Origin of the sequence: Kitasatospora sp. NPDC002551 (assembly GCF_040296005.1) — a bacterium.
In the GTDB taxonomy this organism is placed as follows: domain Bacteria; phylum Actinomycetota; class Actinomycetes; order Streptomycetales; family Streptomycetaceae; genus Kitasatospora.
In genome coordinates this window covers 1-13352 of the sequence record NZ_JBEOWI010000102.1, presented here as the reverse complement: position 1 = coordinate 13352, position 13352 = coordinate 1, and the positions used below count along the sequence as shown (strand labels likewise).

Here is a 13352-nt window from a genome sequence, read left to right as displayed (position 1 = left end):
CGAGACACACAGCCGGCCACGGTCGCCGGCGCCGCCCTGCGGCCCCGGGCGCGGTCAGGGGGAGGGGTGCTGTCCCTCCGTCAGCTCGGAGTACAGGTTCGCCGGGTAGAGCGAGGTCTTCAGCACCATCTCCAGCAGCAGCAGAGTGTGGGCCGCCGGCAGTCGGTCGCCGTCCAGGATGGCCAAGATCGTGGGGTGCGTCATGCCCTGGCCGGCCTGATGCGCGAGCGCGCGGGCGCCCAGTCCGCGGCGCTCCATGGCCGCTGTGAGAGCCAGCGCCACGGCCTGCCCGAGGCGGGCGCCCGGAGGTGCGTCGGCAACGAGAGGTCCCTCCGGCCAGACGCCGCCGGGCGCGAGGTGCGCCCGAGGGACCACTGCCCATGGCATCGACTCGCACCCCGCTGTGATCTTCGGACTCAACTGACCTGCCCCATTCTCCCGTGCTCCGGCGCGCAGACCGTGCCGATCTTGGTGGTATTTTTTAATACCACCAAGGGGAAGGAATGTTCGACCGTGCTGTTCGCGGGCATCGACTGGGCGGACCGCTGGCTCGACATCGCCGTACTCGACAAGGCCGGTCGGCCACTACTCGAGCAGCGCATCGTCTACGCCACCACCCCCGATCCTGTCGCCTCCTACCTGGCGCTTCTCCAGCCGCTCGCTCGCCGCTGGAGATCCACCGTCACCGGGATCGAGGAGACCGGCCTGCCCTTCGCGCGGGCCCTCTCCGCCGCGGACATGAAGGTGGTCCACGTCGACCCGACCAGGGCGGCCCGGCACCGCACCGCCCTGGGTATCCCCAAGAACGACCGCGCCGACGCGCGGATGATCGCCGACCTGGCCCGCCAAGGCGTTGCCCGTGCCGTCGTCGATAGCACCCCGCAGTCGCAGGCGCTCAGAGTGATGACCCACGCCCACCGAGCGGCCGTCCGCGACCGCATGGCAGCCACTCACGCACTTCGCGCCACCCTTTCCAGGGCCTGGCCGAACGCGATCGCCGCCTGGCCCGCGACCCGCGGCGGTCTGGGCAACCCGCAGGCCCTCGCCGTCCTTCTTGCCGCGCCCGGCCCCCGGGCAGCCAGTCGGCTCACCCGCGCCCAGCTGGCCGACCTGCTGCGCGGCGCCGGGCGCACCCGCGGCACGGACCGCGAGGCCGAACGCCTGCAACTCCACTTCCGCCGGCCCGCCATGCTCCTCCATCCCCTGGTCGAGGAAGCCGAAGCCGTGCGGGTCGCGGACCTGACCGCCACCCTGGCCGCCGCGGCCGACCGGGCGGCCCGCCTCGAAGCACAGATCGCCGATTACTACGCCCGCCAGCAGCACCACTACATCACCGCCGGAATCCCCGGCATCGGCACGATCCTCGGCGCGCAGATCATCTCCGAGATCGGCGACCGGCCGCACGAGCGCTTTGGCAGCGGCCGCGCCCTGGCCGCCTACGCAGGCGTCGCGCCGGTCACCTGGGCCTCCGGCACCACCGCCCGCGTATCGCTGCGCCGGGCCTCCTCCACCCTGCTGCGCAGCACTTTGCACCTTGCCGCCTTCTCCTGGGCCATGCACTCCCCCGGCGCGTCCGACTACTACCGCAAGCGACGTGAGGCCGGGGACGCCCACGCCACCGCCCTGCGCAAGGTCGGCCGGCGGCTCGTCCTGTGCCTCTACCACTGCATGACCACCGAGACCCCCTACAACGACGCAGCCGCCTTCGGATACGCCCCCGGCGAGGCACCGGTCCTGGGCCGCAAGCCCCCACTCGGCGATGCCGAGATAGCCCACGGCCGGAAACTCCTCCTGGCCCCGGGCAGCACCATCGCCGAAGTCGGCCGGGAGCTCGGAGTCAGCCCCCAGACGATCCGCCGGTACGTACTGGGCGAACCACGTTCCCGCTGACCGGCACCCGCCCGTCCGAGGACGGTGGTGTCCACCGCACCACGGTGGAGACCTCCGCCTTCGGCCGAGGGCGGACGAGGTGGGTGGGCCGCAGTACGCCCGATTATCTCCGGGCCGCGAGCCCCTACGTGGGAATGGCGACCGCACCGCCCACCCACCTCACCAACCTGATGCGCCCGCCACGTTGAATCTGATGCGAAAGGACGCTCCTTGGACGTCGTCGTTCCGCGGGGAACCTGTTCCGTCCCCTGTCGGCATCCGGCTGGCGCCCTGCCGGGTGCCGCGAGACGAGGCAGGCGAAAACGCTCTGTGACTGTCAGTGCACGCCGGGACAATGGCGGGCGAACCAAGCCGGGAAGGAGTGCTGGACGGTGATCGAGGTGAGCGACCCGGGACAGCTGCCAGTGGACCTGGAGGCCGCGCTGGTGGCCAGGGCGCGAGGAGCGTGGTCGCAGGAGGCCGCGGTGTGGCTGCTGACCGGCAACGGCGGGATGTGGCTGCCGCGCCTGGAGGTTGGCGACTTCGTGAAGTGGATCGGGGACGACCGCGCCATGGCATACGTGGACTGGCCAGCCGTCTGGGAGGTTCTGGACGAGATGCCGAACGAAGACGCCTCGGGCCCGCTGCGCGCGGGCACTACCACCTCGCAGCTGATGGTCCTCCGGATCGCCGGGGCGCTCGACTTCAACGGCTGCTCGGCGGTTCTGGCGCACCAACTGCCCGGCCTGAACGAGCACGACACCCGCAGAGTGCTGCACGCCATGGCCTGGTCCGCGCGAGGCCGCAGCTACGCCGAGGCGCTGGGAGTGCTGACCGCATGAACCGCTATGCCTACGCCGCACCGCCTCCGATCCGGCTTCCGGACTGGCAGCGCAAGACGCTGCGCTTCTACCGCACCGACACCGCCCGGGCCCTGATCGAGACGGCCAAGCTGGAGCAGCGCATGGTCGGGGTCGAGCCGTCCTGGAAGTCGCTCACCGAACGCCGACAGGCCGCCGAGGCCATGGTCGCCGAAGAGACCGCCCGGCTCTCGGCCGCCGAACTGCGCTGGATCGGACCAGGTCTGACCGCCACCGCCCGCGAGTACGCGCTGGCCGACCTCGGCCACGTCTGCATCGACCACGGCTTCCCCGTCCCACCCGGCGCCGAGGAGGACGCCCCGCAGAACCAGGACGGCTTCGCGCTGTTCGCCGAGGCGTACGCGGTGACCGGCGACGGCGGCAAACTGGTCGCCGCCTCGTGGTCGCGCTGGACCCCCGGCGACCGGGACTGGGAATCCAGGTGGCTGTCCTGGGACCAGCACGGCCGGGACACCGCACAGACCGAACTGCTGCGCGATGCCGCACGGGACGGCGGCACGTGGGACGGCGGCTGGTGGCTCACCTTCTACTCGCTGTCCGCCAGGCCGGACGGGCGCCCGCGCGGCAACGTCGGCCCGCTGCTGCCGCTGGCCGAACTCGCCCTGCCGGACGGCTGGGAACTGCCGGCCCGGGACCGGCTGGAAGGAGACACCACCCCGTGGCACTACGCCCGGCCGGTGCTGGCCGCCCTGCGCCTGCTGCGCGAACTGCCCCGCGAACGGACCGTCGGCGAGCTTTCCCAGCGCGTCGAGCACGTTGAGGAGAGCGCTGCCCGGCAGCGGGCGGACCGGCGGGCCGGCATCACCGGGCCGCGCCGGGTGTCGGTGATCCACGAGGACGCCCCGCTCCCCGGCTCGGTGCAGCGGCGGCCGGACCGCGTGGTTGTGCCCCGCGGCCCACTCGAGGTGCGCGTCCCGGTACAGAAGTACACCCGTTGCCCCAACCGGGCCGAGCACGGCCCCGGCTGCGAACACCGCGAGGTGAAGGGCTACACCCGCGGCCCCGAGGGAGCACCGCTGTACGACCGCTCTCAACGGGTTCGCGCCGCCGGCGCTCGACGGCGACCGATGGAGAACACCGAAGGGTGACTGCGGCTTCTTTCCTTACCCCCGGAGGCGTCCCGCCCCAACGCCGCTCTGCCTTCTTCGCCGGGGACTTCACCGGCGCCCCCCGAGAACCGCACCGTCGCCACCGCCACCCCCACCAACCGGAGCACGCCGTGATCACCCGCCGAGACGCCAGCAGCATCACCGCCGACGCCGAGAACGCCCTCCTCGCCGCCCACGGACTCTTCCCCGCCGACCTGATCGCCGCCGGCACCGAGGCCCGCGTCTACGCCCTCGGCCACGACCAGGTCCTCAAGGTCTACGCCGACCCCGACCAGCTCGGTGCGCTGGAGACCATCGCCGACCTCTACCGGCGCTTCGACCGCACCAGCGTCCCCTACGCCCTGCCCGAGATCCGGTCCATCGAGCAGCACGGCCCCCTGCTGGCCGTCACCGAGACCCGCCTGCCCGGCACCCCGATGGGCGACGCCCTCGACCTCACCGACCCGGCCACCGAAGCCGTGTACCTGGCCGCCGTCCGCGACTTCACCCGCCTGCGCCTGACCACCCCGCTCGACCGGCGCATGCTCCTCGACCCCGACCCGGCCCACCAGGGCGAGGACTGGCACGCCTTCCTGCGCCGCCTCCTCGCCCAGAAGCTCCCCCAGGTCCTCCCCGACCTACGCCGCGACGTCCCGGCCGTCGACCACATCGCCGACCGGCTCGCCGCGCGGCTCGCCCGCCCCTATACCGGCCCCGAAGGCGTCATCCACGGCGACCTCTACCCGGACAACATCCTCGTCGCCAGCGACAAGCTCTCCGCCGTCATCGACCTCGGCACCTTCACCCTGCTCGGAGACCCGCTCTACGACCTCGCCGGTGCCTGCGCCTACTACCGGATGTACGACGAAGACCGCGTCGACGTCCGAAACCGCCTGCTGGCCGCCGCCGCCCAGGACCTCCCCGCCGACCGGCGCGACGACCTCGCCGACTACCTGCACACGATCGCCCTGCTCAGCTGCGACCTCTACCCCGAGCAGGACAAGGACATCCGCGACACCGGCCACTACCAGTGGGCCGCCGACGTCCTCAACACCCCCACCGACTGGAGGGGCCAGTGACCAGCTTCCTTCCCGAACCCGATCCGGAGGCCGGCAGCTGGCTCCCGCCGGATGAGTTCATCGCCACCCTTCCCCGCGCGACCGCGTACGCCTCCCTCTACATCACCGACCAGCACGGACAGCCGGTGCTGCTCAACTCCTCCGTCTACAAGCCGGACAGGGGCCAGATCTGGCAGTTCCCCGGCGGCCAGATGGACCCTGACGAGACCCCTCGCCAGACCGCGGTCCGCGAGACCCAGCAGGAGACCGCCCTCACGCTGGAGTGTGGCCGACTGCTGGCCGTCCACTTCCTCCCGCCCGAACCGACGTGGCCGGCGGCGAAGTTCGGCCTGATTTTCGACGGCGGCACGCTCAGCCCCGAACAGCTCGCAGCGATCCACCTGGACCCTGCCGAACACAGCGAGTGGGATGCCCGACCCGTCGAGGACTGGACGGACGTCCTCAACCCCCGAAGCATGGACCGGCTCCGGCAGGTCGCCAGGGCGGCTAGCTCCGGCTCGACTGCTTACATCGAGCACGGCCGTAGCGACTTCGTCGACTACATCTGACCGAGCCCCCTCGCTGCGAGACTTGGCCACGATGGGGCACATCAGCCTGTTGGCCAACACAGTTGAAAGCACCATGTGGCCGCCGTCGGTGTCCCTTTCGGGGGAGCGCGACGGCGGCCGCCGTACTCTCATCCGGCCCCGGCTCGCTCCCCGCCTTCGACTCCACCACACCAGAGCCGGACCAGTACGGCTCCGGCGGAATCACCACCAGCGCGGCAGTGTGTACGGCTCCCACATCGGGGCTTCGCGCTGGCCGCGCCGCTCACGGTCCCCGGTCATCGCGACGATCCGGTGCACCGGGACCTGGATGGGCCGGTGCCCGTGCTGCGGGGTGAAGGTGAGCACGCGCCGGCGGGCGTCCCAGCCGGTCAGCAGGCCGTACAGGCTCACCAGCGCCGTGTCGGTGCGCGGCCCGACCTCGACGTCCAGGCGCACGACCATCCAGGAGCAGTGGTGCTCGGCCAGGTCCTGCAGCTGAGCTGCGGCCCGGCCGGTCGCGGTGTCGTCCGGCACCCACGCCCTCGCCGAACGCATCCGCGACCACGGCGCGAGCCGGCTCGCTTGTCGGCGACACCTGGACCGCCCCCGGGCCGAGCACGGGCCCGGTTGTGAGCACCGCGAGGTGAGGGGATACACCCGCGGCCTCGAGGGAGCACCGCTGTACGACCGCTCCCTACGGGTTCGCGACGCCGGCGCTCGACGGAGAACACCGAAGGGTGACCGCGGCTTCCTCGGTCGACTCCCACTGGAGGCGTCCAGCCCCAACGCTGCTCTGCCTTCTCCGCCGGGAGGTCACTGCGACCCGCGGCGCGACCGCAGCTGAGATCATGGAGACCGGTTCGCTTCAGCCGCCCCGACGGGCGGCGGGGAGAGGGGGTTCGGTGGACGACAACAGTGTCACGGTGCGCGCGGTGGTGTTCGACTACAAGGCGGTGCTGCGCACATCCACCAGAGCGCACGACGAAGTCGCCGAACTGCTGCACTGGCTTGCCGAGCGCGACGTCGCCTGGGTGCTGCTGTCCAGCGACCCGATGGACGCCGTCGGCGTCTGTGCGGCCGCCGGCTTGCCGCAGCCCGCCCTGCATCTGTGCCGAGACGACATCCCGGGTCGGCCCGCGCGCGGCAGCGGCGCCTGGCTCACCAGCGTCGCCGAGGCCCTGGAGCTGTACCCCACCCAGCTTCTGCTGGTCGGCACTACCGAATGGGACTGGTACACCGGCATCCAGGCCGGCGTCGTCTACGTTCACGCCCGCTGGGCCAAGGCCAACAGGAAGCCGATCACCTCGCTGCTGGCCGACTCCCCGGACGAGGTGCGCGAGCTGCTCGAGCCCTACCTCCTGCACGAGCCCACCTGGGCCTACGCCCTCGACGACGAGGACGGCCGCTTCCGCCTTCGCTCCCTGCTCCCCCCGAACGTCTCCTTCCCCAAGGGCGGCGGACGCACCTTCACCCTTCAGGACGTCTTCACCCGCTCCCACAGCATCGCCCTCGGCGAGCAGGACGCACGCGACGTCCTAATGCTGAGCCTGCTCCTGTCCGCCTACCTTGAGGGCAACCTCCCCGGGCGCAGCCTGTTCTGCGTCTACCCCAGCAGCAGGCCCGGCCGGGTCAGCGCCCAGCTCGAAGGGTTCCTGGAGAGGGCGAAGGTCGTGGTCGGCTCGTACTACCGGGAAGACCTGCTCGAACGGGTCGTCGCGGCCCCCGACACCAGCCTGGAGCGCTACCGGGCAAGCAGGGGAGAAAGGACGGGGGTGGACATCTCGATCGCCGCCCAAGCCCGCACCGTACGGATCAACCCCGACTACCGGCGCAAGGTACGCGGCAAGGCCGTGATCGTCTTCGACGACTTCACCACCGAGGGCAAGTCGATCGAATGGGCCCGCATCCTCCTGGAGGAGGCCGGGGCGGCCGAGGTGATTGCCCTGACGGTCGGGAAGTACCCCAAGGCCCACACCGCCTACGAGCTGCGCAGCGGCGTGAGGATCGACCCGTTCGGCACCAACGATCTCGACCTCGCGGACTTCAAGGCCACGATCTGCCCCGGCGGCGTGGACGACGGACCGTCCCAGTCGCTGCGGCGAGCCATGCTGGAGTACCTCGACACCGCCCAGTACCAAGATCAGTAACAGCCGGGGCGCCCAGAACCCAGCCGGGCCCCGGCGGCCGGCTAGACGCACCGGTCGGCGTCCCCGGGGGCCGCCTGTCACACCCGTGCGCCATGATGGAGGTGGCCCAAGCACACCGCACCATCCTTCGAACATCCCCGGGCCGCGAGTAGAAGGACTCTTCCTCATGACCGACCTCACCCTCACCGATCAGCACCGCGATCTGCTCGCGCTGTGCGCCGCCCGCGTCGGCGAGCACCTGATCGACTGGAACCTGATCGCGCGCAACGCCCAGACGCCCGACGACCTCGCCGCCCTCCTCGACGGGCGACTGCGCGAGGACGGCACCACCACCGTCCAGCGCAACCGGCCCCTGCTCCAGGAGGCCATCAAGAACCTCGACCCCTTCCGCGCGTGGGTCGACAAGGAGACCGAAGCCGCCCGGAAGGCCGGGGCGCAGCTGGTCACGGTCCTGGACCCCGATTACCCGGCCAACCTGCGCCTGGTCCCCAACCTGCCGCCGTTCCTCTTCTACCGCGGCCAGCTCAGCGACCGCGACGCCCGCTCCATCGCCGTCGTCGGCACCCGTAAGGCCTCCGAAGACGGACTGCGTCGTGCTGCCCGCATGGCCCGCGAACTCGTCGAGCACGACGTCGTCATCATCAGCGGCCTCGCCAAGGGCATCGACCGAGCCGCCCACGACGCCACCCTGCGCGCCGGCGGACGCACCGTCGCCGTCATGGGCACCGGCATCGCCGCGCCCGTCTACCCGGCCGAGAACCGCCCCCTGGCCGACGCCATCCTCGAGCACGGGGGAGCGCTGCTGAGCCAGTTCTGGCCGACCTCGCCCCCGGCCCGGTGGACCTTCCCCAAGCGCAACGTCGTCACGAGTGGCACGACGCTCGGCAGCGTCGTCATCGAAGCCTCAAGCACCTCCGGCGCCAAGATGCAGGCCCGCATCGCCGCCGAACACGGCAAGAAGGTCTTCCTGATCCGTTCCCTGGCCACCAGCGAACCCTGGGCCGAGAAAATGATCAGAGAAGGGCGGGCCATCCAGGTCTCCCACACCAGCGACATCCTGGAACGCCTCGGCACTGCCGAGAACGTCCAGCGCGCCAGCCAGCAGCGGCAGCAGCTCGCCCTGGCCGGCCTGTGACCACGCCCCTTCCCCAACCGGCAGGCTTCCCCAACTGCGGCATCTGCGCCTACAGCCTCACCGGCGCCGCCCACCTCTGCTCAGCCTGCGCCCAGAAGACCCTCCAGCCGATCGCCGAGCCGCACTGCTCGGTCTGCTCCCAGGCCGTCGCTCCCGGGCAGCCGTGCTCCAACCGCCTGTGCCGGCTGCCGCTCGCCGAGCGCGGCTTCTCCCGCGTGGACGCGGTCGCCGTCTACTCAGGGGCGCTGCGCGACAAGATCCACAAGCTGAAGTACGACGGGGCGCACGGCTGGGCCTTGATCTTCGGCCGACTTCTGGTTGGCTGGATGGAGACACACCGCGACCGGATGGACGGCATCGACTTCGTCATCGGCAACCCCACGCACGCCAGCCGCGCCCCGATCCAGCACATCGAGCGGATCATGGACGCGGCGTACAACGAGGACCTCACCAATGCCTTCCCTCTCAGCCCGCCGGGATCCCCGCTCCTGATCAAGACAGCGGAGACCCCCCGGTCCGCGCGCGGCACGCTGGAGGACAAGCGCCAGGCCGGCCTCGCTCACGCCGCCGCCCTCACATGGACTGGAGACCGCGCCGCGATCGAGGGCGCCACCATCCTGCTCGTCGACGACGTTCTCACCTCCGGTTCCCAGCTCCAGCACGTGTCACTGCGCCTGCTCGCCTCCGGCGCCGCCGAGGTCCGCGGTCTGGTCCTCGCCCGTGTGCCCTGGGGCAACTGATCACTGCCATGCTGCTGGCTACGCTGGTGCCCGGGCCACACCAGGGCCAGCTCGTCCTGCTGAGAGGAACCCATGGAGAAGCCTTTCGTCATCGTCCGAGACGAGTGCTGGGAACTGATGGAGGCCAGTGAGAGCAGGACCACCCCGGAAGCCGACGCCGCTCACCACAGCATCGGCAAGGAAGAGATCTTGAAGGACCTCATCCTCCAGACCCGCAACGGACTGCCGCCCCGCCCCGTCATCGGCTAGATCCCCCGCACCTGGCGGGTACACCCTGCCTCCTGTTCGGTCCGCGGGCCAGCCGCCAGCACCTGCCCTCGGCAGTCCGTCAGGCCGGCCGGCCGACCCACGCCTCGTGCGCCGCCGCGACGAAGTCGTTCTCTCGAAGGCGGCCCCGCAGAATCCCGACGCGGGTCCGCCCCTCTAACACCTGCAGACCGCTTCCCGAAGAGTCCAGCAGCCTCCGGTCGAGCAGTAGCGGCGGACGCTTCCATGTCCCGTGGTCCCGCCACATCTCCGCGACCCCGACGTGGATGCCCGAGTTGCGCACGCGGACGTAGTGGCCCGGGTGGAGGGCGAACTGCTCGATGCAGCCCGCCTCGGACCGACCAGTCGGCATCGTGCTCAGCTCTGCGGCTGTGACCGTTTCGAGCGTCCACACGATCGTGGTGAGGTCGACGTGCCCGTAGTCACGGTGGAAGGGCCCGTGGTCACCGTGGTCGTAGAGAAACTGCTCGACGACGTCGGCCGGCCACTGGAGCGAGGCGATCATGAGGTCGGCGCGGAAGGCATCGAAGCTCAGGCCGAGGCCGGCTCGGCGGCGGCGCATCAGGTCGCGGAGGTCGGTCAGCTTCACGGCTCTACCGTAGGACGTACATCCCTGGCTGTGGCCTGCGCCGCCCTCGTCGCAAACTCTGGATTTCGATGATCGTCAGGGCGTCTGAACGAGCGGGGTCAAGACGCCGAGCCGATGCTCTTCCGGCTCGGCATGCGGGACACCATCAGGCCCCAGGAACAGGTAGAAGTACTGCGTCGTCAGTGGCTTCGGAGTCAAGGTCCCGCCCCCGGCGGTACCACTCAGGGCCCCCGCAGAGTAGAAGTGCGGCAGCCAGTCAGGGCCCACGATCGCCTGGACCCATGCCTTCGCCTCCTCCAGATCAACGGGCAGACGGGTACGGAGCTTCTTGTGGTGCGCGGCGAACGAGAGCGTCAGCACAGCCCCCTCCCGGTCGGCGCCCTCAAGGAGCGTGGCCTGGTCGGTGACGTCCCCAACAACGCTGAGGACAGCGTGCTGGTCGGTCACCGAGCGCACCGGCCCGAAGCGACGCGGCATTACGCGCCCCTCCGAGCGCAGCTGCTCCAGCACGGCTTCGGGTAGCACGGAGGCCAGACCGCTATCGGCCGGCTCCGTGGAGAACAGGCTCCGGCGAAAGAGTCTGAGCTCTTCCTCGTGCTTCCGGAGCACTGTACGAATATCGACATACATAGTGCATACGGTACAAGCTGCCTGTATCGAGTCACTCGGCTTCTGCAGTGCCGCCGCCCGGCGCGCCCGCTGGCCCGTCCACCTCGTATTGCTGTCGCCCCGCCCGACGCCTGGTCTGCATCGATCCGCGTGCCGGGCTGCGCCGGTCCCGGCTACCCAATCGTGCGTGCGGGTTCGTGCCTTCCCGATCAACCAGGGGTCTGGATAGGTCCTGGTCACGCACATTGCCGCAAGTCACCCCCTTCACAGGGCTTGGCGGAGCGAGTTCGCGCAAGTTCCCGCAAGCTCGTGGCCTGCGGTGCGTTAGCCCGCCAGACTCGCGGCATGTCCTCACGCGTCTTTCGCCACGTCCACCAGGAACGCAGCCACAGGACCCTTGGAGGCACCGTGGAACCACCTGCGGCTGAGGTCGCCCGGTGGGAAGCCATGCTCGAAGCTGCCGCCATCAGCCGCGGGCTGGCTGCGGCCAGCGGGCGGGGGCTGTACGAAGCCTGGGTCGCGGCCGAGCAGCCGCCGGAATGCCCGTGCAAGCTCTGCGGCGCCTTTCGCCACGCCCTTGAGACCGAGCAGGCCCGGGAGGCCGCCGGGGCTTACCGAGGCGAGAACGGGTTCTGGGTCTTCCCCAACGGTCTTCCCGAAGGAGAAAGGTACCCGTCCTACCAGGTCGCCGAAGGAGTCTGGGTGCACACCGACGAGGCGCCGGGCTGTTGAGGGAGCGAGAAGGCCCTGGTCCGCTCCCCGCTCCCCGCTCCCCGCTCCGCGCCGTCCGCCCGGACGCTACGTCGCCCCGCTGCCCGTCCCGGCCCCGTTGCCCGCCGTCCGCCGCCCCGGTCCGGCCGTCCCGCCCCGCGCCGGGAAAGGGCTGGACGGTGAATTCCGGCTGGCCAGAGGTGGGTCGGTGGCTAGCATGGCCACACTGCTGGATCAGCAGGAGGTTCTCAACAAGCAGGGTGGTTCCGGTGAGCGACATCGAGGCGTGGCAGAGGACCCGGTTCGCGGAGTTCCTGGACGCCCAGCTCCTTCCAAGGAATCTGGGCAGCGGCGAGACCACCGCTACCTACTCCGCGCTGAAGGTCGTGCTGCAGCCCCAGTACACGGACCTCCTCATCCCGGCCACGTGGCCGACCAGATGGAAGCGAGAGCCTTCCGGTGACGGAAACTGGTTCGTCCTGCGCGACGATCACGGGGCCCCCGTGATCGAGGGGATGGTCAGCTGCAAGCCCTACGAGCAGAAGGCCTTCATGCGGCTCACCCCCTGGGGACGGCAGAAGGTTCGCCGTCACTGGCGGGAGCTGCCAGCTTGGAAGCAGACGCTGCATGGACGACCGTGGGCCACTCCGTTCAGGACCATCGCCCGAGGGTTCGAATTTTCTGAGGAGCAGACCAGTCAGCTACCCGTACTCTTGGACCGGCTTCGGACCCTGGGCTGGAACACCGGATCCGAGATGCCGTCCGGCATCCAGATCGTGTTGTCAGACCGGGCTGGTGCCTGGAACGAGGAACGAGAAGCCGGCGAGGCGATCTGGCTGCTCCCCGGATCCAGCTCCCCCGAGCTCGGGTGCACCAAGGGGCAGGCGTATCCCTGGCACCCCCTGCACCTCCAGAGCTCATGGAACACCCCCACCGCAGTGGCCGACGAAATCGACCTGATCCTGCGGCATGGCCACGAGTTCTGGCCGCGCACCGCCGCCCACGCTGACTAACTGACCGTCCGCCTCCTGGTCGACGCGCTCTCCCGCCGCATCGACCAAACCATCGTCGACTGCTACCGCACCGTCCCGTCATGAGGTTCGCCAGCCGCTCCGCCACCGCGCGGGCCGGCTCCAGGCGGGATCATTCGGACAGACGTCCCAGCAGGGCGCCCTGACCGGACTGGAGGATGTGCGCGGCCTCCAGCGGAATCCAGAAGCACTCGAAGTGAGTGGGCTCCTGGTCGCCGTCGTGGTCCTCCCGGCTCATCCACCGCTCCGGGGTGGGCTCGGTGAGCTCCATGTGGAAGACGTGCCGGTGCTGGATCTCGAACCGGTACGGACTGATGTCGTACTCGGTCTCGCCCAGCTTGCGCACGATCTTGAAGTCGTTCAGGCCGGTCTCCTCACGGGCCTCCCGCAGTGCGGCGGCCTCCGGGGTCTCTCCGGGGCGGATGCTGCCGGCCGGGACCTGGATGCCGACTTCCTCATAGCTGTAGTCGGTGTGGCGGAACACCAGCAGCCGTCCGTCGCGCACGACGTAGACGAGCACCTTCTCCTTGGTGGTCTTCGCGGGCATCGAGCAACCTCCACGCGGTCGGGAATGATTGTCTGGAGCATGCGGGAGCGCGGCTCCAGGCCTTCGCCCCGGTCCATGAGGCGGGCCGGGAAACCCATGAGTTTAGGTCCTTTGACTGACCCTCAACTTGCC

General features: G+C 70.3%; 16 protein-coding genes. 11 read left to right on the top strand and 5 right to left on the bottom strand.

What is annotated here, in order from left to right; genetic code table 11:
- Positions 1 to 54: 54 nt before the first annotated feature.
- Positions 55 to 258 (bottom strand): hypothetical protein, encoded by a 204-nt coding sequence (locus ABT093_RS39395; RefSeq protein ID WP_350572315.1) that lies wholly within the window; start codon positions 256 to 258, stop codon positions 55 to 57.
- 201 nt (positions 259 to 459) lie between these two features.
- On the opposite strand from ABT093_RS39395, the gene ABT093_RS39390 reads away from it, so the two are divergent.
- The 5 genes from ABT093_RS39390 to ABT093_RS39370 all read left to right on the top strand — a co-directional run bounded on the left by ABT093_RS39390 (position 460) and on the right by ABT093_RS39370 (position 5465).
- Entirely contained in the window at positions 460 to 1890 is a 1431-nt protein-coding gene (locus ABT093_RS39390; RefSeq protein WP_350572314.1) for an IS110 family RNA-guided transposase, read from the top strand.
- A gap of 380 nt (positions 1891 to 2270) precedes the next feature.
- A complete protein-coding gene (locus tag ABT093_RS39385; protein WP_350572313.1) occupies positions 2271 to 2711 on the top strand; it encodes a hypothetical protein in 441 nt (146 codons plus the stop codon).
- Positions 2708 to 3838 (top strand): hypothetical protein, encoded by a 1131-nt coding sequence (locus tag ABT093_RS39380; RefSeq protein ID WP_350572312.1) that lies wholly within the window; start codon positions 2708 to 2710, stop codon positions 3836 to 3838. Before ABT093_RS39385 ends, ABT093_RS39380 begins: the two co-directional genes overlap by 4 nt.
- A gap of 131 nt (positions 3839 to 3969) precedes the next feature.
- A complete protein-coding gene (locus ABT093_RS39375; RefSeq protein ID WP_350572311.1) occupies positions 3970 to 4917 on the top strand; it encodes a phosphotransferase family protein in 948 nt (315 codons plus the stop codon).
- Complete coding sequence (locus ABT093_RS39370; RefSeq protein WP_350572310.1) at positions 4914 to 5465, top strand: NUDIX domain-containing protein; 552 nt, start codon at positions 4914 to 4916, stop codon at positions 5463 to 5465. Before ABT093_RS39375 ends, ABT093_RS39370 begins: the two co-directional genes overlap by 4 nt.
- Before the next feature lie 201 nt (positions 5466 to 5666).
- Here ABT093_RS39370 and ABT093_RS39365 read toward each other — a convergent pair whose 3' ends face one another.
- Positions 5667 to 5978: a hypothetical protein gene (locus ABT093_RS39365; protein ID WP_350572309.1), complete on the bottom strand. Its 312-nt coding sequence runs from the start codon at positions 5976 to 5978 to the stop codon at positions 5667 to 5669.
- 368 nt (positions 5979 to 6346) lie between these two features.
- On the opposite strand from ABT093_RS39365, the gene ABT093_RS39360 reads away from it, so the two are divergent.
- From ABT093_RS39360 to ABT093_RS39345, 4 genes are all read left to right on the top strand, one after another.
- Positions 6347 to 7591 carry a phosphoribosyltransferase gene (locus ABT093_RS39360; protein WP_350572308.1) on the top strand — a complete coding sequence of 415 codons (1245 nt, stop codon included), beginning with the start codon at positions 6347 to 6349 and terminating at the stop codon, positions 7589 to 7591.
- 166 nt (positions 7592 to 7757) lie between these two features.
- Positions 7758 to 8726: a DNA-processing protein DprA gene (locus ABT093_RS39355; RefSeq protein ID WP_350572307.1), complete on the top strand. Its 969-nt coding sequence runs from the start codon at positions 7758 to 7760 to the stop codon at positions 8724 to 8726.
- A complete protein-coding gene (locus tag ABT093_RS39350; RefSeq protein ID WP_350572306.1) occupies positions 8723 to 9466 on the top strand; it encodes a ComF family protein in 744 nt (247 codons plus the stop codon). The genes ABT093_RS39355 and ABT093_RS39350 overlap by 4 nt, the downstream gene beginning before the upstream one ends.
- A 72-nt stretch (positions 9467 to 9538) precedes the next feature.
- Complete coding sequence (locus ABT093_RS39345) at positions 9539 to 9715, top strand: hypothetical protein (RefSeq protein WP_350572305.1); 177 nt, start codon at positions 9539 to 9541, stop codon at positions 9713 to 9715.
- A 79-nt stretch (positions 9716 to 9794) separates the two neighbouring features.
- Here ABT093_RS39345 and ABT093_RS39340 read toward each other — a convergent pair whose 3' ends face one another.
- Together ABT093_RS39340 and ABT093_RS39335 are read right to left on the bottom strand one after the other, a co-directional pair.
- Positions 9795 to 10322 carry a hypothetical protein gene (locus tag ABT093_RS39340; protein WP_350572304.1) on the bottom strand — a complete coding sequence of 176 codons (528 nt, stop codon included), beginning with the start codon at positions 10320 to 10322 and terminating at the stop codon, positions 9795 to 9797.
- A 75-nt stretch (positions 10323 to 10397) separates the two neighbouring features.
- Positions 10398 to 10952 carry a hypothetical protein gene (locus tag ABT093_RS39335; protein ID WP_350572303.1) on the bottom strand — a complete coding sequence of 185 codons (555 nt, stop codon included), beginning with the start codon at positions 10950 to 10952 and terminating at the stop codon, positions 10398 to 10400.
- A gap of 324 nt (positions 10953 to 11276) precedes the next feature.
- Here ABT093_RS39335 and ABT093_RS39330 point away from each other — a divergent pair, with 324 nt between their 5' ends.
- Positions 11277 to 11663: a hypothetical protein gene (locus ABT093_RS39330; RefSeq protein WP_350572302.1), complete on the top strand. Its 387-nt coding sequence runs from the start codon at positions 11277 to 11279 to the stop codon at positions 11661 to 11663.
- 248 nt (positions 11664 to 11911) lie between these two features.
- Positions 11912 to 12655, top strand: a complete 744-nt coding sequence (locus ABT093_RS39325) for a hypothetical protein (protein ID WP_350572301.1) — start codon at positions 11912 to 11914, stop codon at positions 12653 to 12655.
- 130 nt (positions 12656 to 12785) lie between these two features.
- Here the strand turns inward: ABT093_RS39325 and ABT093_RS39320 are convergent, their stop codons facing one another.
- On the bottom strand, positions 12786 to 13220 hold the full coding sequence (locus tag ABT093_RS39320) for an NUDIX hydrolase (protein ID WP_350572300.1): 435 nt from the start codon (positions 13218 to 13220) through the stop codon (positions 12786 to 12788).
- Positions 13221 to 13352: the final 132 nt, after the last annotated feature.